The organism is Catellatospora paridis, assembly GCF_009720365.1.
Taxonomy (GTDB): domain Bacteria; phylum Actinomycetota; class Actinomycetes; order Mycobacteriales; family Micromonosporaceae; genus Catellatospora; species Catellatospora paridis.
In genome coordinates this window covers 176,649-199,063 of sequence record NZ_ML769316.1, presented here as the reverse complement: position 1 = coordinate 199,063, position 22,415 = coordinate 176,649, and the positions used below count along the sequence as shown (strand labels likewise).

Sequence of the window (22,415 nt, the reverse complement as noted above, 5' to 3'; positions counted from 1 at the left end):
CGCATGTCCAACGTTCTCGTACTGTCCAACCACAACTCGCTGCTCGAAGACGCCCTCGTCGATGCGGGACACGACGTCTACGTCGCGATGACCAAGGCCAACGCGGCCCGCCGCGCCGCAGCCGGGCGCCTGCGGTATGAGATCTTGACGGTCTCGGACTGGCAGTCGCTGACCGAGCTGCAGACCCTCGCCCGGCAGCTGCGCCACGACATCGGCTACGTGGCGACCTGCTGGGAAGGCGCGATGGTCGCCGCCGGGCTGCTGCGCGACCTGCTCGGTCTGCCCGGCCAGACCACCGCCCAGGCCGTCGCGTTCACCGACAAGGCCGTCATGAAACGTAAGCTCGCCGCGGCGGGTGTGCCGGTCGTTCGCCACCAGCTGGTGCGCTCCATCCAGCACGTCGCCGAGGCCGCGATCGCGGTCGGGCGCTGGCCGGTCATCCTCAAGCCCCTGTCGGGGTTCGCGTCCACCAACACCCACGTGCTGCGGGGCACCAAGGACATCGCCGAGGCGATGCGGGCCGGGGTGTTCACCACCGGCCAGCCCACCTCCGACGCGTTCGCCTCCGAAAGGGCATTCCACGGCCTGGAGCACCAGGGCGGTTTCCTGGTGGAGCAGTACCTGCAGGTCGAGGTCGAGTACCACGCCGACGCGCTGTGGCAGAACGGCACCACCGAGTACCACGTCGTCGGCCGCTACAGCACCCCGCCGCTGTCCGGCATGGGCAAGACCCTCGGGTCGTGGCTGCTCGACCCGGACAGCCGCGAAGCCGCCCGCGTGGTCGAACTCGCCGAGGCCGCCGCCCGCGCCCTCGGGATGACCACCGGGTTCACCCACACCGAGATCATGCGCAGCGACGGCGACTGGTACGTCGGGGAGATCGCCGCCCGGGTCGGCGGCGGCGGAATCCAGGCCTGCATCGGCAACGCCCACGGCCTCGACGTGCCATCGATCATGGCGCAGATCGCCTGCGAGCAGCCCGTCGACGTCACCCTCGAAAACCGGCCCGGGGTGTTCGGCTGGGCCGGAGTCGCCGTCCCCGAAGGCCGCGTCACGGGGGTCGCCACCCGCGAGCAGGTCCGCGCCCACCCCGCGGTCATCGACGCCAGCGTCGCCGCGACCGCAGGTATGTACGGCGGGCCGACCAGCACCGGCCTGTGGGCGGGCCTGGCCGGCGTCGCCCAACTGTGCACCGACGACGTCGAGGCCATGACCGCAGCGATCGACGACATCGCCGGCCTGTACGCCGTCACCGTCGACCCCACGGACACCCCGTGACCACCACCGCCGCAACGCCCACCACCCCGGCCGTCACGCCGGGGTGGTGGGCCCACCGCTTCGGCGGCATGAGCCGCACCTTCTGGATCCTGTTCACCGGCACCGGCCTGTCCCGCCTCGGATTCTTCGTCATCCCGTTCATGACGTTCTGGCTCGTCAACGACCGCAACCTCAACGCCGGGCAAGCCGCCGTCGTCATGACCTGCTTCGGCGCCGGCTGGACCCTGGGTATGCCCGCCGGCGGCTGGCTGGCCGACCGCACCGGACGCAAAGGCGCGATCATCGCCGCCGGCCTGCTGTCCGCAGGCGCCTACCTGCTGCTCGGCGCGGCACCCACCCTGCCGTGGCTGTGCGCCGCCGCCGTCGCCGCCGGGGCCACGTTCGACGCCGGCCGGCCCGCGGTGCAGGCGCTGATGACCGACACCGTCACCCCCACCCGCCAAGCCACCGCGCTCGGGCTCCTGTACTGGGTGATGAACGCCAGCCGGTTCGTCAGCTGCCTGATCGGCGGGCTGATGGCAAGCCACGACTTCAGGATCCTGTTCATCGTCAACGCCACGCTCAACGTCGCCTTCGCCGCAGCCGTCGCCCGGACCGTCACCGAACCCGCCCGACCGCGCCGCAACGACGGGCCAGTGCTGCGGACTGTGTTCGCTGACCGGCGCATGGCCGTGTTCACGCTCGTCACGCTGGTGTTCTTCACCGTGCACACCCAGTCGGTGGTCACCCTGCCGATCATCATGAACCAGGCCGGGGTCACCCCGATCTGGTACGGGATCATCCTGGCCGCCGACCCCCTGGCCGTCGCGGTCGCGCAGCTGCTGCTGCAAGGCCAGCTCACCAGCCGTCCCGCATACGTCGTCTGCGCGGCAGGTATCGCCACCGTCGGTGTCGGCCTGGCCGTCACTGGCGTGGGCCAGTCCACCGCCTGGTTCCTTTCCACCACCCCGCTGTGGGTGTGCGGCGAGGTCGCTGTCCTGGCCGTCGCTCCTGGCATCGTCGCCAACCTCGCACCGGCGCACCTGCGCGGGGCGTACTTCGGCGTCTGGGGCGCCACCCTCGGCGCCTCCGCGCTACTGGCCCCCGGCATCGCCGCCCTGCTCATCAACCTCGGCGGCGCCGGCCTGCTGTGGGCCTGCTGCATCGCCGCCGCACTCTGCGCCGCCGCAGCCTGCCTTCGCCTCAACCACCAGCCCGAGCCCGCGATGCTGGCCGCCGCGGGCAACCAGCAGAAAGGCCGACTCCTGTGACCGCGACCTTCACCCGACGCCAAGCCCTGCAGGCCGCCACCTTCGCGACCGCAGCGGCGGCCGTCGGTGCCACCGGCCCGGCGGCACCCGCCCACGCCGGCGACCGGCCCGCAGACCTGATCATTCACAACGGCAGGGCGCTGCTCATGGACCCCGCCGACCGCACCACCCAGGCCGTCGCCGTGCGCGCCGGGCACATCATCGCCGTTGGGACCGACCGTGACCTGCGCCGTCTGGCCGGGCCACGCACCCAGCTGCTCGACGCGCGCGCGGGCACCATCATGCCCGGCATCAACGACTCCCACCTGCACCTGTCCGCCTACGGCCTGACCCGCCCGCCGCTGAGCATCGACGTCGACACCGCGACCCTGCCCGAACTCGTCACCCGAGTCGCAGAAGCCGCGGCCACGGCACCGCCCGGGGCGTGGATCCGCGGACGAGGCTGGTCCGAGCTCCGCCTACCGAGACCGCCGACCCGGCACGACCTCGACCCCGTCACCGGCGAGCACCCCGCGGTGCTCACCGACTTCACATTGCACGCCTGCGTCGCCAACACCGCCGCCCTGCGCCTGGCCGGGATCACCGCCGACACCGCCGCACCCGCCGGGGCGATCATCGAACGCGACGCCGACGGCCAGCCCACCGGCCTGCTCCGCGAAGGCGCCCAGGATCTGCTGCACCGCGTCGTGCCCACCTACACCGACGCCGAGATGGCCACCGCCATCACTGCCGCAGTAGCTGCGCTGCACGGCCGCGGCATCACCAGCGTCACCGATCCCGGCATCACCCCACACCTGGCCGCCGTCTACCAGCAGTTGGCCGCCGACGGCGTCCTCACCATGCGCACCACGGCCCTGCTGCACGCCGGAGACTCCCCGCAGACCATGCGCGACACCCTGGCCGCCCTGCCCGACACACGCGGACCCGCCGACCCGCGCATCTTCCGGGTCGCCGGGGTCAAGGTGTTCGGCGACGGCGTACCCACCCAAGCCAGGACCGCGTGGATGCACCGCCCCTACAGCGACGGCAACAATGGCCGGCTCACCATCGCCGGAACCGACCCCGCGCAGCAGGCCGCCAACCTCTACCGGATGATCCACGCCGCGCACCGGGCCGGCGCGCAGATCGGCACCCATGCCTGCGGCGACGCCACGGTCGACGCCGTTATCGCCGCGTACCTCGCCGCCCAGCGGAGCCGACCACACCAGGCAAGCCGCCACTACGTCATCCACGGAGACTTCGCCACCGCCCGCGCCCTGCAGCTCATGGGCCGCCACGACATCGCAATCACCATGAACGCAGAGATCAAATACATGATCGGCCGCGTCCTCGAACCCCTGCTCGGAACCTGGCGCACCGACTACCACTGGCCCTACCGCACCGCCCAAGCCGCCCGCGTGCGCGTATCCACCGGCTCCGACGCCCCGGTAACCGACCCCAACTGGCTACACGGCCTCACCAACATGATCACCCGCGTAGGCGCCGACGGGCAGCTCTCCGGACGCGACCAGCGGATCAGCCTGCAGCAGGCACTGCGCACCTACACCACCGCCCCGGCCTGGCAGGACCACGCCGAACGGTGGAAAGGCACTCTGCAGCCCGGCATGGCCGCCGACATCTGCGTGCTCGACACCGACCTGCGCACCACCCACCCCCGCGACTACCCACACGCCAGCATCCACGCCACGATCGCCGCCGGCCGAATCGTCCACCACCGCGACACTCCAACAGCAGCAGCGGCCAAGCCCATGGCAGCACAGCGTGACAACGGCTGCTGCTGCGAGCTGGCCGCACGCCTGCATGCAATCTGACCCGGATCATGACTGCGATGTGTGCATCGCAGGCATTATCCCCATGACCTACCGCTTTAAACTAGGTGGATCAGAGCCTTGATCAAACTTTAAGGAAAGGCCGATATTGGACGTATGAAGACGTGCGGCATCCGATCTGGTTCGCGGCGATTCTGTAGTATGACCATTGCCCAGTAAAGTCCGCCAAGAAAGGGGCGCGCCATGGTCGCGGCCATTATTGCTGCTGCCGTTTCCATACTGATCTTCGCCATCGGTTACGTCACCGAAGGCAGTCGTGTACGAAGGCGGAGACTTGACGAAGAAGCGCTAAGTGCAGCCATAGCATTCGTCGCGGCCGCCGGCAAGCGTCGACGACAGCTCGGAGTACTGAACTCGATGGCACGCCGCCCTTCGCTAGCACAGGCGAACCTCTTCGCACTCGATCCGCCACCTGCGGATATCGCCGAGTCCCTGAGGCGCTACGCGCTCATTCTGGATGAATACAGTGAGGCCGAAGCTAAAGTAAGATTCCTTCTGCCTAAAACCTTACACGAACGGCTCCGCAATATCAATGAAGTGCATTCGGATCTTCGAAGCCTGATCGGCAAGCCCGACTTCCCAGGTCACTCGACCAATGCCGAAGAGGTCATGAGCAACTGGACGGACAAGGCCACAAAATTGTTGGGTGTGACTCCGAGTCTATTCCGGCAAACTGAAGAGAACACGTAGGGAATAGTTGCTCAGCCATAGTTACTTCGCGAGATATCTAGGGCTTTTCCTGAATCCGTCCCACCAGACTCCTTGACGGTTCTAACGAAGGTGATTCGTTCACCCTGAGCGCCTGCTATTCGCGCCCAGTCGTCCTGGTTAGTTGTGCTCGTCAGATCCTCGACGGATCGCATCTCTTCCCTCGCGGCTTGAATAAGATCTCCCACCCGCAATCCTTTCGCGTCGCCAGCAAGGAAACGTAGGACCGAGAGCAGCTTCGCCCGGTCGACCACATTTCGAATGATCGCTCCAGACATGAAGTGGCTAAAGTAGATATCCTGTTTGTTTCCGCTCTCGAATGTCACCTCGACGAACTTATTCAAAGCATCTTTCGCGTAAAGGTACTCGACAGTGCGTTCAACCATATTTTGCCGAGCGCGCTCATCATCTCCGTGGTGCGCTGCTACATCGTCCGCATGCAGCGGCAAGCGCGAAGTGATGTACTTACTAAAGATGTGCTTGGCCTCCTCGGCGTCGGGCCGCTCGATCTTGATCTTCACGTCGAGCCGGCCCGGGCGCAGGATGGCCGGGTCGATCATGTCCTCGCGGTTCGATGCGCCGATGATGATGACGTTTTCCAGACCCTCCACGCCGTCGATCTCGCTCAGCAGCTGCGGGACGATGGTGTTCTCCACGTCTGAGGAGACGCCGGAGCCGCGGGTACGGAAGATCGAGTCCATCTCGTCGAAGAACACGATCACCGGCGTACCCTCGGAGGCCTTCTCCCGAGCCCGCTGGAAGATCAGCCGGATGTGCCGCTCGGTCTCGCCGACGTACTTGTTGAGCAGCTCCGGGCCCTTGATGTTGAGGAAGTAGCTGGTCTTCTTCTCTTCGCCGCGCTGCAAGGCGATCTTCTTGGCCAGCGAGTTCGCGACCGCCTTGGCGATCAGCGTCTTGCCGCAGCCGGGAGGACCGTAGAGCAGCACTCCCTTCGGGGGACGGAGGTGGTGCTCGCGGAACAGCTCCGCATGCAGAAAGGGCAGCTCCACGGCGTTGCGGATCTGCTCGATCTGGTGCACTAGACCGCCGATGTCGCTGTAGCCGACGTCGGGCGCCTCTTCGAGGACTAGATTCTCGACCTCGCTCTTGGGGATGCGCTCGTAGGCGTACGCGGACCGTGGCTCGATCATGAGGGAGTCGCCGGACCGCAGCGGCACCCCGATGAGTTTGTCCGCGAGCTGGACGACTCGCTCCTCATCCGCGTGAGAGACGACTAAAGCCCGGTCTCCTCCGTCTAAAATCTCCTTGAGCGTGACGACTTCGCCAGTCCGTTCAAACGCGAGTGCGTCGACTACGTTGAGCGCATCGTTGAGCAGAACCGTCTGACCGCTTCGCAGCTCGTCGATCTGAACGCCTAGTGCGACACGGAGCACGCGCCCGCCCGTGAACACATCGATGCTGCCGTCGTCATTCCTCGCCAGAAAGATGCCATAGCCGCTGGGCGGCTCGCCAAGTCGGTCGACTTCCTCCTTGAGCGACACGATCTGGGCGCGCGCCTCCTTGAGCGTGGCCACCAGCCGCTCGTTGGTCTCCGTGAGCCGTATGAATCCTGGGCTCTCACTCAACTTGCGCCGCACCAGGGCGAGTTCCTCTTGCAGGCGAGCGACCTGAGTGGAGAGATCCTCAACTACACCATCGACCCGCTCATGACCATCCGAGTCAGTCATGGGACGCACCTGTGCCATAACTTCTCGCATGCTGGTTTGCTGTCGAATAACCCTGCTGCCCATGGGCCGCAACTGAAGCGGAGTTTTGAAGTTCGCGTTGAACGACGTCAAGAGCCTTCTCGATTTCCGGCCTAAATGGCAGCGCTCCGATTACCCGAAGCCTGGAATCGTCAAGCACGAGGCAAATAGTTAAGACATCAGGTGTGTCAGCAACGGGCCGAAAGCCTCTGGTCGTTGCTTCCGAAGCGAACCGCTCCAGGGCCGAGAAATACTGAGCAGCGCGGCTCATATAGTCAGCCAAGCTCCCCACGGTCCCAATCCCTGCATGGGCCGCCACGGTTACCAGATTGCCAATAGCGCGTCGCATAGGTGCTTCACCGATATGCTGCGTTCCTTCGCTAAACCCGGCGCTCAATGCCGTTTGTTTAACGATATCGAGTGGTAACCGGTTCCAAGCCGCTATCACAGAGTCCAGATCCAAAGCCAAGTCACGCCATGCCTCAGCCGTGGCAACTTTCTGGTACTCCTCCCGAACGTTCGAAACTTCGTCGCGGAAGTCGGCGAACAATTCGTCCCCAGTCTCAAGAAGAGCCGCTACCCTGAATAGCTTCCGTCGACTCTTCGCTGGCACTTCTTCCGAGGTCTTGTAGTCAAGCCTATGGCTTATGACTGCCCACGCATGCTGCAATACGGTTCGCAATTGAAACTCAGCTACTAGTCCGCCAAAGTCTTTCCATTCGCTCAGTGTACAACGCACAGTACTCACACGAACCAGCATGTGAAGGCTGCGGTACCCGAATGCCTCTGGGATCTCTGAGCCACGGCTCTTCTCCTCCAGAACATCAAACTCTGTGCGCAGCATATCCCGTGCGCGTTCGACATCATTGGCGTACAAAGTAATTATTCGCACGCCGCAAAGATCGGTTACGTCCTCGAGTTCTCGGTACTCGGCGTGGCGGCCCCACTTCGCGCACAAGCTATTAACTTCCTTAGCTCTAGCCTCAATGCTCTCTACACTGACTCCGTGGCTCTCGCATACTTGACGCGTCAGAGATCGCAGCATGTCTGCATAGCGTCTATAGGTCGGCCGGAGCGACTCATAGGTGGACCGCACTTCTTCTATGGGCAGTCTCGACGAATCCATGCAGATCTCCAGGGCGTGGAGCATCGACGGCAGAATAGATACTACGCCTATTGCCCTGTCACGCAGCTTTGATGTTGTAACTGGGGGCGCTTCGTTCGTCACGTTCCGGAGGCCTCACTGTCCACGCCACCAGGTCACACGGTTTGATCTTGGGCTGGACGGTCAGCATATGCGCGTCCGCCGGATCGGGCAGCTTGGCAGCGTGCGTCCTTGCCAAGGAGCCCTGCTTGCGGAACTCCGCCAGCGGCACCGAGGCCAGCCGCCGGGTCGCCAGCCGATCGCCACTCCCGCCGACAAGATCGAGTAAGCGCGCCTGCTTACACAGATGTCCGGACGGGCATATTGCCGGTGCCGCGCGTCGCCTCCACGGCGGCCGAGTTGGCCACGCTGTCCATAGCAGATCAATAAAGAATGCGGGCGTTTTCCCCAACGACGAGTTATCCACAGGCGCATAGCGCTGACCGTTGCCCCTCACGCACTCGGCGGTCCAAAGTGGGGCTGCGGCGAGACCACTCCGTGCTTGTACCGGCCGCGCCTGCGGGAGGTGGGGTACGAGCAGCAGTAGGTCACCGCGCATCCGGATGCGGGCTGCCTCACTGCGACGGGGGTGAGGCGGCCCACCGGTCTGCCGTCGGGCGCCCAGGCCCGGCGGCGTGGCGGCCCCTCTCTTTGAGAACGCGTTCCAGGACATCCGCTCCCCGAACTAGCTCAGGCTCGCCTACCGCACCCGGGCGCTCGCCCCGGTGATGAACGCCGTCACCGCCTCGTGGAACCGTTCTTCCTGCTCAACCAACTCCGTCCGATCTACCGCTCGACGAATTGCTCCTATCGACTTGAAGGCAGCGTCAGCGAGATCGACTAGGTCAGGATCCACCGCAAGCAGTTGCACTCGAAACCGCGCCTGCTCGGCAACTGCCCCCAGACGATCGGCCTCCATCTGCGCGGCTGTGACGGCATCGCCGCCGCTGGGGTCGCTCTGTCGCCGAAACCAAAGGCTGGTCACAGCTCGGCGCAGTTCGGTCAACGCCCCTGCGAACGCGCTGTAAGCGGCTAGGCGCTCGTGGTGGAGGCGTTCGGAGCGGGCGAATCGTTCGGCACGTTCAGCACCGCGGCGCTGAAACATGTAGGTGATCACCGATCCGAGCAGCGTTCCGCAAATGGCAATCACACTGGCGATAGATGCGTCCACGACGCACCAGCCTGCCGTTGCCACGGCCGCATCCGCAACCGCCGACCGTCCGTCCGCCAGGTGAGCTGAAGATGATGTGGCCAACTAGCCCAGGGAGTGGCCAACCAGGGCTGGGGGCACAAAAATCGAGGTTGCGGGTATACGGCCTGCCCAGTGGGCGTGTTTCGTACACTAGTTCGATGAAGTGGCACGGTGCTAATGATCTTCCGTGGGCGGACCTGCACAAACGGCTCACCGGCGAGCCGGTCGTCGATGTGCTGGCCGACGCTGACGGCGGCGACAGTCCTGCGTTTTCTCGCCACCGGCCGGTCTACGTCCCGCCGCCGATCGAGCGGCCGGTGGCAGCCGTTCCGTACGCTGAGCTGCACTGCCACACCAACTTCAGCTTCCTCGACGGGGCGAGCGACCCGGAAGAGATGGTCGAGGAGGCGGTCCGGCTCGGGCTATCAGCCCTGGCGATCACCGACCACGACGGGATGTATGGCGTGGTCCGCTTCGCGGAGGCCGCCCGCGAGCACGGGCTCGCGACGGTGTTCGGCGTCGAGTTGTCACTGGGCCGCGGCGGCCGCACCGGGATGCCGGACCCGCCAGGCGAGCATGTGCTACTGCTGGCCGAGGGTCAGGAGGGCTACCACCGGCTGGCCGGCGTGATCGGTGACGCACACCTAGCCGGCGGGGAGAAAGGCCGACCCGCCTACGACCTCGTCGAGGCCGCCGAGCGGCTGAGGGGCCACGTGGTCGCCCTGACCGGCTGCCGCAAGGGCCCGGTCCGACAGGCGATCACCGCAGGCGACGTCGCAAATGCCACGGACGCGCTGCAGCAGCTCATCGACATGTTCGGCCATGACCATGTCGTGGTCGAGCTCACCGACCATGGCAACCCGCTCGACGGCGAACACAACGACCTGCTGGCCCACCTTGCCGCGACGGCGCGACTGCCGGTCCTGGCCACCAACGCGGCCCACTACCACGCCCCCAAGCGCCGGCGGCTGGCCGACATCATGGCCGCCGTACGGGCCAACCGCAGCCTCGACGACATCGCGCCCTGGCTGCCCACCCCCAGCGCGTACCTGCGCACCGGCGCGGAGATGGCGCACCGGATGCAGGCCTATCCGACCGCGGTGCCGTACTCGGTCGAACTCGCGAAACGCTGTGCCTTCGATCTGCAGCTGATTGCGCCGAACCTGCCGCCGTACCCGGTGCCGGCCGGCCACGACGAAGACACGTGGCTGCGGCACCTGGCGTACGAAGGTGCCGCACGCCGATACGGGCCGCCGTCGGCCCATCCGGAGGCGTACGCGCAGATCGACAGGGAACTGAAGATCATCGCCGAACTCGGGTTCGCCGGGTACTTCCTGGTGGTGTACGACATCGTCGACTTCTGCCGCAAAGAGAAGATCTACTGCCAGGGGCGGGGGTCGGCGGCGAACTCGGCGGTCTGCTACGCGCTACGGATCACCAACGCCGATCCGATCCACCACCGGCTGCTGTTCGAGCGGTTCCTTGCCCCGGAGCGCGACGGGCCGCCGGACATCGATATCGACATCGAGTCCGACCGGCGTGAGGAGGTGATCCAGCACGTCTACACCAAGCACGGTCGACGGCACACCGCCCAGGTCGCCAACGTGATCACCTACCGGCCACGGTCGGCTGTGCGCGACGTTGCGAAAGCCTTCGGATTCTCGCCCGGCCAGCAGGACGCCTGGAGCAAGAGCCTGGACCGGTGGCACGACATCAACCCTGAGGCCGCCGCGGGCATCCCCGACCACGTCGTCACCTTCGCCACCGAGCTGCTGTCGGCGCCCCGGCATCTGGGCATCCACTCCGGCGGCATGGTGATCTGCGACCGGCCGGTCACTGAGGTCTGCCCGGTCGAGTGGGCGCGGATGCCCGGCCGCAGCGTGCTGCAGTGGGACAAGGACGACTGCGCCGCCGCCGGCTTGGTCAAGTTCGACCTGCTCGGCCTCGGGATGCTGTCGGCGCTGCGCTACGCCCACCAGTTCCTGGGCGACGACCTCGATCTCGGCGAGCTGCGCTGCGACGACCCCGAGGTGTACGAGATGCTGTGCCGCGCGGACTCCGTGGGCGTGTTCCAGGTCGAGTCCCGGGCGCAGATGTCGACGCTGCCGCGGCTCAAGCCGCGCGAGTTCTACGACCTGGTGGTCGAGGTCGCGCTGATCCGGCCCGGACCGATCCAGGGCGGTTCGGTCCACCCGTACATCCGCCGCCGCAACGGACTGGAAGAACCGCAGTACGGGCACCCGTTGATGCGCAACGCTCTCGAAAAGACGCTCGGGGTGCCGCTGTTCCAGGAGCAGATGATGCAGCTGGCCATCGACGTCGCCGGGTTCACCCCCGCCGAGGCGGATCAGCTGCGCCGAGCGATGGGCTCGAAACGCTCGATGGAGAAGATGGCCAAGATCAAAGGCAGGCTGTATGACGGCATGGCTGAGCGCGGCATCACCGGCCCGGTCGCCGACGACGTCTACGCAAAGCTGGAGGCCTTCTCCAGCTACGGCTTCCCGGAGTCGCACTCGATTAGCTTCGCGTTCCTGGTGTACGCCTCGGCGTGGCTCAAGCGCCACCACCCGGCGGCGTTCTGCGCCGCGCTGCTCGGTGCCCAACCGATGGGCTTTTACTCCCCGCAGAGCCTGGTCGACGACGCTCGCCGCCACGGCGTGAGCGTCCACCGTCCCGACATCAACCGCAGCGGAGTCAAAGCCACCCTCGAACACGGCCCGGCGACCAGGTGGGGCTCCGAACCCGGGGAGCTGCCCAGCCGCTGGGGGATCGGCGGCCCTGAGGTGCGGCTCGGCCTGGACCAGGTTCGCACCCTCAGCAGCGACGTCGCCACCCGAATCGTCGCCGAACGCGACACGGGCGGCCCCTACCTGGACATGGCTGACCTCGCGCGGAGGGCCGGGCTGTCCACGGCTCACCTGGAGGCCCTGGCGACCGCGGACGCGTTCGCGTGCTTCGGCCTGGACCGCCGCGCCGCGCTCTGGTCTGCCGGTGCGGCCGCGCAGGACACCCCGGACAAGCTCGCCGGCACCATCGCCGGCCTGCACGCCCCGCCGCTGCCCGGCATGGACGAGGCCGATCTGCTCGTCGCGGACGTGTGGGCCACCGGTCTGTCACCGGACAACCACCCGATCAAACTTGTCCGCGCGGACCTGGACGCCGACGGCGCCGTGCCCATCGAGCGGCTGCGCAGTGTTCCGGACAGGACCCGGGTACTGGTGGGTGGGCTGGTTACCCACCGGCAGCGGCCCGCGACCGCGCAGGGCGTCACGTTTCTCAACCTCGAGGACGAGACCGGAATGCTCAATGTGGTCTGCTCGCCGGGCATGTACGCGCGCTTCCGGCCGATCTTGACCCGCCACAACGCGCTGGTCGTGCGCGGCCAACTGGAGTCAGCCTCAGGTGTGCTCAACCTCGTCGCGGACAGGGTCACGCCGCTACGCATCGCCACTAGGCCAGCCAGCCGCGACTTTCGCTAGCCCGTAGCACGCGGCAGCATGGCTGACCGCTGCCTGACCCGATTGCCGCACAGCTACCGACCACGCCATGTTCAAGAGATAGACGGCCCCCGGTAGACTGGACGCGGCCGGCCACCCTCCCCAGGATCGCCGGCCGGTCCTCCAGGCATAGTCCTGGAGGACCTTCACATCGCGCCGCTGACGACGGTCGTATTTGAAACCTCGCCCTTTTGCGCTAGCACGCCGCTGCAGGCCCCGGCAACAGATGTCGCCCCCGGGCGGACGGCTTCCAGCGGTAGCGAGTTACGTCCTTCGGACGTCGACGTATAGCATTGGCTCTATGCGATCTTCGGTGGAGGCGATGAAGCGCTGCGGCCGGGGGACAAGCAGGTCCGCTGGACCATGTACGGGATGAACGATGACCAGCCAAGCGCGAGCAGCAGGGCTCAGTCGGACGGCTGGCAACAGCCTGCCGAGTCCGTCAGCCGAACTCAGCAACCTCACCCGCGCCTGGCGCCTACGCCTCAACAGGCGACGTGCTGGCCTTCCGGCGCGCGTCGGCGCGCGACAGACCGTCAGACAGTCGGAAGCCGCTGAACTTGTCGGCTACTCGGCGGTCTGGTATGCCCGGCTCGAACGAGGCCAGCGTGATCCCGGCTATTCAGACGCCTTTCTCGACCGCGTGTCAGTCGTGCTGCGGCTCAACTACCACGAGCGGATCGTGCTGTACCGGCTTGCCGCGGGCCGAAATCCAGCGCCGCGAGCGCTGCAGCGACTGCCGACCGTCGATGATTCGACCGCACGGTTCGTCGAGCAGGTGCCAACGCCTGCATGGTGCATGACCGCAGCCGGCGACATCCGCGCCGCCAACACGGCGACTGGACGATGGTTGCCCACTCTTGTGGAAATGCAGCAGCCCAACTTCCCGCTGTGGGTCTGCACATCGCCTTCAGCGCGGCAACAGCTGCTGGACTGGCGGGACGGATGGGCGGTGCCGGCACTGGCGCAGCTTCGGGCCGCGCTGGCAGAACGTCCGAATGACGCGGAAGTTCGAGCGGTGCTGGCGGCAGTGCTGTCCGCGAGGCCCGATCTGCAGGCGGCATGGGATGAACTCCCGCAGGTGCGGGTTCACCCAGGACATGCCATTCGGCAGATGATCGTCGCAGGTATCGATCAGCCGGTCAGTGTGCACCACATCTCGCTGGAGCTCACAGCAAACCCCGGGGTGCAACTCTTTGCGATCCTTCCCGAGGGGCGATGAACCCGTGACCCCATGGGTTGGGTGCTGCGCTAGGCCAGGAATGTGACGGCCAGGTCGCCGAGGTATGCGAGACCATCGTAGGTCCGGTCCAGCAGCGCCTGAACCGGGTCGATATCTGAGGGCAGGGCCGCCATGACAAGCAGTTGGCAACGACCTGCAGGCTGCCAGGCGGCCGGCCTTCGGACCTGAGCGACAGCCCGCTGTGATGTGGTCAGCGCGATCGTGTCGTGGGTGACCGCGACGTGCACCGCGGTCACGGCGCCAAACGTCGTTCCGTCCCCATCCCATGCTTCCAGGTTCCATTCGCGGCACACATCGCTGAGGAACCCGGTGAGGTGGTCAACGTTGTCGTGATCCAGTAGCGCGACGACCAGTGGTTCATCGTGAGGCCACCAGGTCGCCAACAGCCGCCACGCCGGTTGATCAGACTGACCAGTTGCGCCTTCACGCCGGCCGTGGCTGTCCGGTGCGGTCTGGTTGCCGTAGGCCCGTGGTGGCGGGGAGGCCGACTCATCGTACCGAGAACGGATGGTCGCCTCGCCGTGAGGCTCGCCAGGCTGGCCTTTTTGCGCCCGTATCTCGTGATGCACGATGCTCCCCGTTCGACACCGCCTGCCAGATGCGGCAGCGGACCCAGGACGTGTGTGCTGCACACATCCGCGCTCGACTCACAAGCCTGGTCCGCCAGCGCGATCAAGGGAACAAACCACCAGTTACACAAATATATCCATGGTGATCGATGTATGGCGGCACCTGGATGCGGGCCGGTCGTCGACATGGACTCAGCGTCCCTACGGCGGCCGAACAGTTCCGTGACCGCGGATCAGAGCCGACCTTTGCCTACCGTGCCGGTGCCAGATTCACGGACCGCGAGCCAGAACCTAGCGCGGTCCTTCGCCCTCGAGCTCGGCGAGCTCGGCGCGCAACCGCGCTATGCGCTGCTGCTTGGCTCGGTCTCGGCGGAGGTCGGTGACGCGATCACGTCCACGCACCGACCTTTCGAGTTCGCGACGGCGCGCGTCGAACTCGGCCGGCGACTGCGGTTCGCCCAGCATCGCCTCGTAAATCATCACGTCGATGATCCGGGCTGCGGTGGTGCCTTGGATGTGTGCCAGCGCCTCCAGGTAGGCACGCTGACGCTCGGAGACACGTTGCGAGATGACGATCTTCGTCGCATCGCCGGCGGGCAGCTCGGTCGGCAGCTGGTCGTCGCCCACCGGGGTGTCGCCGGTCCTTTCCAGCTGGCGACGCTTGAGCTCGCGGTGGAAGAACAGGGCCTCCTGCTCGGTGACCGGGCCGCGCCCTGGCTGGCGCGACACGTCGTCGACCGACTTGATCTCATGGGGCTGGCTGTACTTCCCGCTCGCGCGTGCTCGCGCCATGATCTCCCCCGAGCCGTATTACGCACTTACTGTGACGAGTTTCGGTTTCGGGTAATAGTAGGGGTGGCGACGCGCCGGAACAAACCTCCGGCCCACCATCTTCTCGCCCACCTCGCGCCCATGAACTGCGTTGATATCACCAAGCTGCCGCTATGTCGGTGCATCCAGACATCGGCTGGCAATCGGGGGGGAGTGACCCTCAACGTTACCGGAACGTCTTACGAAAAACGCTCTTGGTGTGGCGTCCGTGGCCGACCCAGAAAGGAGAGCTCTGGCCTGGCAGCACGTTGAGCACCTCCGCGACCTGCATGAGCCGGGCCCTGGCGCTACAGCGATTGCAACACCAGGGCCCTTGCGTGCGAAGAGCGTCATGATGGCCGCGGACTGACCGGGCGCGGACGGCGAGTGACCGATTCACCGACCGACCTGATGCCACGCCTACTCGCGACAACTGTCGGCGGGTGCTGGGCTCGGCTCAACCCCCGGTGTGGGCGATCCAGCCCACCTCCCGCAACGCAGCCAGGCTCGGCGAGATCTCCTGCTGTGAGCGGCCCAGCCGGACCGCGAGCTGCTTGATCGTGGCGAATCCCAGCCGGAAGATCAGGTCCATGACGTTGCCGACGTCGCGGGCCATCGGCAGCGTCGACGGGAGCGAATGGCCCAGGGCCGTCAACTGCCAGCCCGACGCGGGCACGACCTCGGCCGTCACCCACGGCGTCAACGCAGCTGGCGCCGGGACCTGTGCCGCTGGTCTCAGTGGGGCATGCGGGATCGCCACCTCGCCGGACCAGGGCGGTGCGGGCACCGCCAGGGCGGCCGCAGGCGCGGGAACCGGCGACGTGGCGCATGGCGCAGGCGGCGTCGACGTCGGTGTCGGCGTTTCGTCATACATCGCGATGACCTTCTCGGCCACCTGGACGGCCGAGCAGGGCCATTGCTCGCCGCTGCATCGCCGCTGGTCGCAGGTGTTGGCGCCCGGTGCGGGGCGGTGCAGCGCCAGCAGCGCGTTAGCGTCGGCGTAGTACTTGTCGTGGGGCATGCCAGGCATGCATTCCTCCCTAGGTCGTCAGGGCGCAGCGTCCATGGGCGCTCGGCTATCGATAGAGGTCAAGTGGCTCGCGCTTAGCGCTCTTGTGTCGCGGGGCGTGGTGGCCGGGACCTTTCCGGCGCGCCCGCAGCAGCGAAAGATGACCAAAACGTATTGACATTATGGATCCATATTGGGGAGTATCGGGAGGTCGCTTCCCTGAGTGGCGGGCTCCGGGAGAGCGCGGCGGGCCGCCGGCCCGTCGTGGCCACAGCCGACCGGGGGTTGCCTACCCGGTTGCTGGGTTACCCCACTTCTCGGAGCCTTCGGAGCCACCGATGCGACTACGTTTCCTCGCCGTGCCCGTCCTTGCCGCAGCGGCGTTGGCGGCGTGCTCGCCCCGCGACAAGCCGCCCTCGGCACCGCCACAGGCATCCGGCAGCCCACCGGCCGTCGCGTCCCCCGCAACCGACCGGGCGTCGGCGCAACGTGACGCCGTCGTGGCCTACGTCGGGATGTGGCGGGCGTACGAGACTGCCGCCGCGGCCGGTGACACCAGCGGCACGCAGGCGGCCCGGTACGCCACCGGCGACGCCCTGGACCTGATCAACCGTGCGGTGCAAAAGATCGTCAAAGACGGGCTGCGCGCGCAGGGCACCTCGGTGCTGGCGCCACGTGCGACCGAGGTCAGAGGCGTCGACGTGCCAGCCGAGGTGCGGGTCGACGACTGCATGGACACCTCCGGGACCCGCCTGGTCAAGGTCGATGGGTCGAAGTACACCGACAGCCCCGGCGGGCGCCGCAAGATGGTCGCCACCGTGCGGCTGGTAGACGGCGGCTGGAAGGTGGTCTCGTTCGGCCTCGGGCAGGTGGGCACATGCTGAGCCGAGTTCGCCGCGCAACCCTGCTGCTGTGTGCGGCAGTGGCCGCCGCGGCCGCGCTCGCTGCGCCCGCAGGCGCGGACATCGGCTCGGGAGTGTCGTGCAACGTGCGTCCCCAGCCGCCCGAATGCCAAGTGATCGTCGTGGTCGTCATCGACGGTGACGACGATGACAACACCGGCGGCGGGCAGATGCGCTGCTGGGACGACGGCGTGCAGGTGCCCTGCTACCTGCCGGGGTTCGGGTGGCTGAACTCCGACGGATGTCGCTACATCCGCCAGACCTCCGCCGACCCGCCGCCCGGCGCACCACAGCCGGGGGCCTGGTACCAGCGCACCTGCCCCTTCTTCGGCGGCGCGATGGGCGTCAGCCGAACCTGGCACGCCGACCGCGACGCCCCGGTCATCGGCCCTGTCATCGACCGGGCACTGGCCCGGCTGCGGCCACCGGCCCCAGTGGTGGGCCTGAGCCCACGTCCGCCGGTACAGGCCCTGGTCGGGGTGCCGACTTGGCTGTGGGTCGAGCCGGTCAGCTGGCAGCCGCGGTCGGCGACCGCGTCGGCCGGCGGCCTGTCGATCACAGCGACGGCCACCCCGGTGCGAGTCACTTGGCTGCCCGGCGATGGCACCCGCCTGGTCTGCGACGGGCCCGGCACCGCCTGGACCGGCGCCGACACCCCGCTGGGGTCACCGGCCTGCCAGCACACCTACCAGCGGGCGTCGGTCAACGCCCCGGGCGGCAGTATGCCGCTGTCGGCGACGGTGACCTGGAACGTGACCTGGGCCGGGTCGGGCATGTCCGGCACCGCAGGCACCCTGACAACCACGACGACGATCGCGGTGCGGGTCGCCGAGGTGCAGGGCCTCAACACCGGGACCCGCCCATGAGCCCGACGGCCGTCCCGCGGCCGACTGCGCGTGGGCGGCGGCTGCCGGTGGCGCACCTGGTCGCCGGGCTGCTGCTGGTAGCGGTCAGCGTGATGACCGCGGTGCAGGTCATCGGCCGGCTCGACGATCGCACCGCCGTCCTCGCGCTGACTCGTGATGTGGCCGCTGGCCAGGTCCTTTCCGCCGCGGATCTGTCCCAGGCGCGGGTGACTGCCGACGCCGGGCTGGACCTGGTGCCGGTAGAGCGGATGCCGCAGGTGGTGGGCAGGCCGGCGGCGGTGCCGCTGAAGGCAGGTTCGTTGCTGTCGGCGGCGCAGCTAGGCGACAGCGGCTGGCCGCCTGCCGGCAAGGTGCGGTTGGCCGTCGGCGTTCCCGCCGGGCGGATGCCCGCCGACGTCACCGCCGGCGCCACCGTCACCATCCACCCCGCACCCGCCGCCGGTCAGCAAACCCAGCCGTCCCCGGCCCCGGCAGCGTCCGGGGTGCCCGGCGACGGCGGACCGGTGCGGGCAGTGGTGGTGGCCGTGTCGCCGGCGCCGGACATGTCCGGCTGGGTGGTGTCCGTGCTGTGCGACAGCGCCGACGCGTCCCGGGTGATCGCCGCGACCGGCGGCGAGGTGTCGATCGTGGTGGAGGCCGGCTGATGCTGATCGTCGTAGGTAGCTACCGCAGCTCACCCGGGGCGACCAGCCTGGCGCTGGCGTTGGCGGCGACCTGGCCGAGGCTCGGACCGCGGCCGCTGCTCATCGAGGCCGACCCCGCTGGTGGGGTGATCGGCGCCTGGTGGCACTTCACCGAGTTCCCCGGCCTGTGGTCGCTGGCGGCCGACGTCAACCGCGCCGAGGCGTGGCGGCCCCGCGAGCACGCCATGCGCCTGGGCCTGGACCTCGACGTGGTCGCCTGCCCCGCCGGAGAAGACCCGAAATCGGTGGCGATCGTCGCCGAAGCCGCCGCCCGAACCCCCGCCGACGACATCGTGATCGTCGACATCGGGCGCCTGGACCGGCACGGCCCGGCCGCAGGTTTCCTGTCCGCGGCCGACCACGTGGTCATCGTCAGCCGCTGTACCGAGGTCGACCTGGCCGCCGTCCATGCCCGGACCCCGAGCCTGCGCCAGTCGACGGACGCGACGGTGTGGCTGGCCACGACCCGCAAGCGCCGCTACAGCAGCCCCGAGGTCCTGGCCAGTCTCGACCTGCCGCACCTGGGCCACCTGCCCAAAGACCGGTGGGGCGCGTCGGTGGTCAGCGGCCGGATGTGGACGTGGCTGTGGCGGCGGCTGCGGCTGCCCGCCCATGCCGCTGTGCTCGCCCGGCGCCTGCACGAGGCCAGCAGCACCGACAACAGCAGCCCACCGGCCACCGCCGAGAGCGGAGAAGGAGAAGTCTCATGAGCGAGCCTGACCGCAGCAGCGTCCAGGTCCTGGCCGGCCACCTGCGCGAGCAGACCCTGGCCGCGATCGCCGCCGACACCAACACCGCCGGCGGCAGGCCGCGCCTGGAGCAGATCCGTCTGCATGTACGGGCCGCCGCCGACGGGGTGCTGCGTTTTGACCTGGTGGCCCGCCGCGGACCCACCGACCCGGACCTGCTGCTGCAGGCCCAGGAGTTGGCGGTGCGGTCACTGACCGAACTGCAGGGGCTGCAGCCACTGCTGGCAGACCCCGAGATCACCAACATCTCCATCATCGGCTGCGACCGGGTGTGGGTCCGCTACGCCGACGGCACCAAACGCCAGATGCCCGCGGTGGCCGACTCCGACGCCGACCTCGTGGCGATGCTGCGGCTACTGGCCGCGGCCCGTGACGGGGGAGAAGAACGCCGCTTCGACCACGGCGTGCCGCGGCTGTCGATGCAGCTGCCCGACGGATCGCGATTGTTCGCGACGATGGCGGTCACCGAGCGCCCGACGGTGTCGGTGCGCCGGCACCGGCTCATGCACGCCACCCTCGACGACCTCATCGGCACCCACACCATGACCGAGCCGATCGCGCTGCTGCTGACCGCGATGGTGAAGGCGCGCAAGAACGTGCTGATCACCGGCGGGACCGACACGGGCAAGACGACGTTGCTGCGGGCGATGGCCAAGGCCATCCCCGCCAGCGAGAAGATCATCACGATCGAGGACACGTATGAGCTGGGTTTGGACACCGATCCCGATCATCCTGACTGCATCGCGATGCAGGTCCGCGAACCCAACGTCGAAGGCTCCGGCAGCATCGACCAGGCCGAGCTGGTCCGGTGGGCGCTGCGCATGTCCCCGGACAGGGTCATCGTCGGCGAGGCCCGCGGCGGTGAAGTCGTCCCGCTGCTCAACGCCATGTCTCAGGGCACCGACGGCAGCCTGGCCACCGTGCACGCCTCCAGCTCCCAGATTGCATTCGGCCGCCTGCTCACCTACGCAGCTCAGTCCGCCGAGAGGCTGGACTTCGACGCCACCGCGATGCTGGTCGGCAACGCCCTGGACTTCGTCGTGCAGCTGAGCAAACTGCCCGGCGACCGCCGGGTGGTGTCCAGCATCCGCCAAGTCCTGCACGCCCAAGGCCGCGACGTGGTGTCCAACGAGGTCTACGAACCCGGCCCGGACAAGCTCGCCCGCCCGGCGGCGCCGATCCGCGCCGACATGCTCGACGACCTCATCGCCGCAGGCCTCGACCCGGCCGTGCTGCGACCACAAGATCGGTGACGACGATGCGCGCCATCGAACCGCTCGTGGTCCTGTGGGCGATCACGCTCAGCACAGGGCTGATGCTGCTGGCCGGGGCACTACGCGGCCGCGGATCCGCGACCAGACCAGGACCTAGCCTGCTGGAGCGGCTGCGCCGGCGGCTGCCGCAGCTGGGGCTGTCGCTGACCACGCTGCTGCTGGCGGCTGGCTGCGGGCTGGTCGCGGCCGCGGTGACCGGCTGGCCGGTCGCCGGGCTGCTCACCGCCATCGGTGCTGTCACCCTGCCGCGCGTGCTTGGCCCCGACCGGCAGCACACCACGACCGTGGCCCGGATCGAGGCGGTCGCGGCGTGGGCTGAGGACCTGGCCGGCACGATGCGCGCCGCCCGCGGCGTCGAGCAGGCCATCACCCAGACCGCTATTGCCGCCCCGACCGTACTGGCCGCACCGCTACAGACCCTGGCCGCCGACCTGCGCCACGGCACGCCGCTGCCGACGGCGCTGCGCACATTCGCCGACCAGACCGCCGATCCGACCGCGGACCTGGTGGTGGCGGTGTTGCTGTTCACCGCCGACCACGGTGCCCGCGACGTCGCCGCGAGTCTGTCGGCCGTGGCGGCCGTCGCCCGCCGCCAGGCCGCGGCCCGCGCCCGCATCGCCGCGTCCCGCGCCCGCAACAAGACCGCCGCCCGGCTGGTCACCGCCGTCGTCATCACTGTCACCGCAGGCGCCGCCCTGCTCGCAGGTGACTTCCTCGCCCCCTACCGCACCCCGACCGGCCAGGCCGCGCTCGCCGCGCTCGGCGTCGGATACGGGGCCTGTCTGGCCTGGCTGCATCGGCTGGCCCGCACCCCCGATCTCCCCAGAATTTTGGTAGGAGGCCCGCGGTGAACCCCGGCATCGGCATCGGCGCAGGGATCGGCCTCGGGCTGGCAGTCATCGCCTGGGGCGTGTTCCCGCCCGCCCGGCCCCTGGCCCACGTCCTCGCCCGCCGCGACGACGGCCTGCGCAACCGCCGGGACATGCTTCTCGACCGCCTGCAAGCGCGCGGCTGGCCCACCCCGAAACTGCTCGACGACCTGCGGGTGTGTGGCATCGACCCCACCGGCCACGTGGCCCGCCAGCTCACTTGCGCGCTGGCCGGTCTGGCAACGCCGGCCGCGCTGGCGATGGCGCTCAACGCCACCGGCGGCGGCCTCGGCTGGCTGCTGCCGGCCTGGCTGTGCGCCGCCTGCGCGCTGATCGCGTTCATGATCCCGACCTGGCGCGTACGCGGCCTGGCCCGTCAGCGCCGGGAGGAGATGACCCACACCCTCACCGCGCTCCTAGACCTGATCGGCCCGGCGCTGGCCGCCGGCGCGGGCGTCGAGCAGGCGATGCGCGACGGCGCGGGCATCGCCCAGGGCTGGGCCGCCGACCGCATCCGCGACGCCCTGCACCGCGCCCGGCTCGGCTACCTGCCCCTATGGCAGCCCCTGGACGACCTCGGCACCCAACTCGGCGTCATCGAGCTGCGACAACTTGCCACCAGCCTGCGCCTGGCCGCCGACGAAGGAACCCGCATCCGCGACGCCATCGCCGTACGCGCCGACGCGCTGTCCACCCGGCAAGCCGCAGACCTGGAGGCCCGGGCCGCGGCTGACACCGAGAAGATGTCCGGCCCGCTGATGATCCTCGCCGCGCTGCTGGCCGTGTTCCTGGCCGGCGCGGCCCTGGCCAACCTCACCGCCCTATAAGGAGGCAACC

General features: G+C 68.2%; 19 protein-coding genes. 13 read left to right on the top strand and 6 right to left on the bottom strand.

What is annotated here, in order from left to right; translation table 11 throughout:
- Nucleotides 1-3: 3 nt before the first annotated feature.
- From F9C41_RS16475 to F9C41_RS16460, 4 genes are all read left to right on the top strand, one after another.
- Complete coding sequence (locus F9C41_RS16475) at nt 4-1,278, top strand: ATP-grasp domain-containing protein (RefSeq protein ID WP_155387690.1); 1,275 nt, start codon at nt 4-6, stop codon at nt 1,276-1,278.
- Nucleotides 1,275-2,528 carry an MFS transporter gene (locus tag F9C41_RS16470; RefSeq protein WP_155387689.1) on the top strand — a complete coding sequence of 418 codons (1,254 nt, stop codon included), beginning with the start codon at nt 1,275-1,277 and terminating at the stop codon, nt 2,526-2,528. The genes F9C41_RS16475 and F9C41_RS16470 overlap by 4 nt, the downstream gene beginning before the upstream one ends.
- Nucleotides 2,525-4,339 carry an amidohydrolase gene (locus tag F9C41_RS16465; protein ID WP_155387688.1) on the top strand — a complete coding sequence of 605 codons (1,815 nt, stop codon included), beginning with the start codon at nt 2,525-2,527 and terminating at the stop codon, nt 4,337-4,339. Before F9C41_RS16470 ends, F9C41_RS16465 begins: the two co-directional genes overlap by 4 nt.
- Before the next feature lie 201 nt (nt 4,340-4,540).
- Nucleotides 4,541-5,047, top strand: a complete 507-nt coding sequence (locus F9C41_RS16460) for a hypothetical protein (RefSeq protein WP_155387687.1) — start codon at nt 4,541-4,543, stop codon at nt 5,045-5,047.
- 11 nt (nt 5,048-5,058) lie between these two features.
- Here the strand turns inward: F9C41_RS16460 and arc are convergent, their stop codons facing one another.
- From arc to F9C41_RS16445, 3 genes are all read right to left on the bottom strand, one after another.
- Entirely contained in the window at nt 5,059-6,753 is a 1,695-nt protein-coding gene (gene arc / locus F9C41_RS16455; RefSeq protein WP_155387686.1) for a proteasome ATPase, read from the bottom strand.
- Nucleotides 6,746-7,816 carry a GTP pyrophosphokinase gene (locus F9C41_RS16450; RefSeq protein WP_230689708.1) on the bottom strand — a complete coding sequence of 357 codons (1,071 nt, stop codon included), beginning with the start codon at nt 7,814-7,816 and terminating at the stop codon, nt 6,746-6,748. The genes arc and F9C41_RS16450 overlap by 8 nt, the downstream gene beginning before the upstream one ends.
- Nucleotides 7,817-8,615: 799 nt before the next feature.
- The gene (locus tag F9C41_RS16445; protein ID WP_155387684.1) at nt 8,616-9,086 is read right to left on the bottom strand and encodes a hypothetical protein; all 471 of its coding nucleotides are present in this window, start codon (nt 9,084-9,086) and stop codon (nt 8,616-8,618) included.
- A 179-nt stretch (nt 9,087-9,265) separates the two neighbouring features.
- Between F9C41_RS16445 and F9C41_RS16440 the strand changes: the two genes are divergently transcribed.
- Both F9C41_RS16440 and F9C41_RS16435 read left to right on the top strand, forming a co-directional pair.
- Complete coding sequence (locus tag F9C41_RS16440) at nt 9,266-12,586, top strand: error-prone DNA polymerase (RefSeq protein WP_155387683.1); 3,321 nt, start codon at nt 9,266-9,268, stop codon at nt 12,584-12,586.
- 397 nt (nt 12,587-12,983) lie between these two features.
- Nucleotides 12,984-13,826, top strand: coding sequence for a helix-turn-helix domain-containing protein (locus tag F9C41_RS16435; RefSeq protein ID WP_155387682.1), 843 nt, complete (start codon nt 12,984-12,986; stop codon nt 13,824-13,826).
- 29 nt (nt 13,827-13,855) lie between these two features.
- Here F9C41_RS16435 and F9C41_RS16430 read toward each other — a convergent pair whose 3' ends face one another.
- The 3 genes from F9C41_RS16430 to F9C41_RS16420 form a co-directional block, all read right to left on the bottom strand.
- Nucleotides 13,856-14,416, bottom strand: a complete 561-nt coding sequence (locus F9C41_RS16430) for a hypothetical protein (protein ID WP_155387681.1) — start codon at nt 14,414-14,416, stop codon at nt 13,856-13,858.
- Between the two features lie 291 nt (nt 14,417-14,707).
- On the bottom strand, nt 14,708-15,208 hold the full coding sequence (locus F9C41_RS16425; RefSeq protein WP_155387680.1) for a hypothetical protein: 501 nt from the start codon (nt 15,206-15,208) through the stop codon (nt 14,708-14,710).
- A gap of 475 nt (nt 15,209-15,683) precedes the next feature.
- The gene (locus F9C41_RS16420) at nt 15,684-16,247 is read right to left on the bottom strand and encodes a hypothetical protein (RefSeq protein WP_155387679.1); all 564 of its coding nucleotides are present in this window, start codon (nt 16,245-16,247) and stop codon (nt 15,684-15,686) included.
- A 326-nt stretch (nt 16,248-16,573) separates the two neighbouring features.
- Between F9C41_RS16420 and F9C41_RS16415 the strand changes: the two genes are divergently transcribed.
- Genes F9C41_RS16415 through F9C41_RS16390 form a run of 7 tightly spaced genes read left to right on the top strand, consistent with a single transcriptional unit; the run spans nt 16,574 to nt 22,405 of the window.
- Complete coding sequence (locus F9C41_RS16415; RefSeq protein ID WP_155387678.1) at nt 16,574-17,119, top strand: hypothetical protein; 546 nt, start codon at nt 16,574-16,576, stop codon at nt 17,117-17,119.
- Nucleotides 17,113-18,003: a hypothetical protein gene (locus F9C41_RS40705; RefSeq protein WP_196279802.1), complete on the top strand. Its 891-nt coding sequence runs from the start codon at nt 17,113-17,115 to the stop codon at nt 18,001-18,003. Before F9C41_RS16415 ends, F9C41_RS40705 begins: the two co-directional genes overlap by 7 nt.
- Complete coding sequence (locus F9C41_RS40700) at nt 18,000-18,647, top strand: SAF domain-containing protein (protein ID WP_196279801.1); 648 nt, start codon at nt 18,000-18,002, stop codon at nt 18,645-18,647. Before F9C41_RS40705 ends, F9C41_RS40700 begins: the two co-directional genes overlap by 4 nt.
- Nucleotides 18,647-19,396, top strand: a complete 750-nt coding sequence (locus F9C41_RS16405) for a CpaE-like family protein (RefSeq protein WP_155387676.1) — start codon at nt 18,647-18,649, stop codon at nt 19,394-19,396. The genes F9C41_RS40700 and F9C41_RS16405 overlap by 1 nt, the downstream gene beginning before the upstream one ends.
- The gene (locus F9C41_RS16400; protein ID WP_155387675.1) at nt 19,393-20,688 is read left to right on the top strand and encodes a CpaF family protein; all 1,296 of its coding nucleotides are present in this window, start codon (nt 19,393-19,395) and stop codon (nt 20,686-20,688) included. The genes F9C41_RS16405 and F9C41_RS16400 overlap by 4 nt, the downstream gene beginning before the upstream one ends.
- A 5-nt stretch (nt 20,689-20,693) precedes the next feature.
- Nucleotides 20,694-21,560, top strand: a complete 867-nt coding sequence (locus tag F9C41_RS16395; RefSeq protein WP_155387674.1) for a type II secretion system F family protein — start codon at nt 20,694-20,696, stop codon at nt 21,558-21,560.
- The gene (locus F9C41_RS16390) at nt 21,557-22,405 is read left to right on the top strand and encodes a type II secretion system F family protein (RefSeq protein WP_155387673.1); all 849 of its coding nucleotides are present in this window, start codon (nt 21,557-21,559) and stop codon (nt 22,403-22,405) included. Before F9C41_RS16395 ends, F9C41_RS16390 begins: the two co-directional genes overlap by 4 nt.
- The last annotated feature ends 10 nt before the right edge of the window (nt 22,406-22,415 follow it).

Bases quoted from the DNA above. Each gene is read 5' to 3' on its own strand.
- F9C41_RS16475 (WP_155387690.1), top strand. From the start codon at position 4: ATGTCCAACGTTCTCGTACTGTCCAACCACAACTCGCTGCTCGAAGAC.
- F9C41_RS16460 (WP_155387687.1), top strand. From the start codon at position 4,541: ATGGTCGCGGCCATTATTGCTGCTGCCGTTTCCATACTGATCTTCGCC.
- arc (WP_155387686.1), bottom strand. From the start codon at position 6,753: ATGACTGACTCGGATGGTCATGAGCGGGTCGATGGTGTAGTTGAGGAT.
- F9C41_RS16450 (WP_230689708.1), bottom strand. From the start codon at position 7,816: ATGCTGCGATCTCTGACGCGTCAAGTATGCGAGAGCCACGGAGTCAGT.
- F9C41_RS16440 (WP_155387683.1), top strand. From the start codon at position 9,266: ATGAAGTGGCACGGTGCTAATGATCTTCCGTGGGCGGACCTGCACAAA.
- F9C41_RS16435 (WP_155387682.1), top strand. From the start codon at position 12,984: ATGACCAGCCAAGCGCGAGCAGCAGGGCTCAGTCGGACGGCTGGCAAC.
- F9C41_RS16425 (WP_155387680.1), bottom strand. From the start codon at position 15,208: ATGGCGCGAGCACGCGCGAGCGGGAAGTACAGCCAGCCCCATGAGATC.
- F9C41_RS16420 (WP_155387679.1), bottom strand. From the start codon at position 16,247: ATGCCCCACGACAAGTACTACGCCGACGCTAACGCGCTGCTGGCGCTG.
- F9C41_RS16415 (WP_155387678.1), top strand. From the start codon at position 16,574: ATGCGACTACGTTTCCTCGCCGTGCCCGTCCTTGCCGCAGCGGCGTTG.
- F9C41_RS40705 (WP_196279802.1), top strand. From the start codon at position 17,113: ATGCTGAGCCGAGTTCGCCGCGCAACCCTGCTGCTGTGTGCGGCAGTG.
- F9C41_RS40700 (WP_196279801.1), top strand. From the start codon at position 18,000: ATGAGCCCGACGGCCGTCCCGCGGCCGACTGCGCGTGGGCGGCGGCTG.
- F9C41_RS16405 (WP_155387676.1), top strand. From the start codon at position 18,647: ATGCTGATCGTCGTAGGTAGCTACCGCAGCTCACCCGGGGCGACCAGC.
- F9C41_RS16400 (WP_155387675.1), top strand. From the start codon at position 19,393: ATGAGCGAGCCTGACCGCAGCAGCGTCCAGGTCCTGGCCGGCCACCTG.
- F9C41_RS16395 (WP_155387674.1), top strand. From the start codon at position 20,694: ATGCGCGCCATCGAACCGCTCGTGGTCCTGTGGGCGATCACGCTCAGC.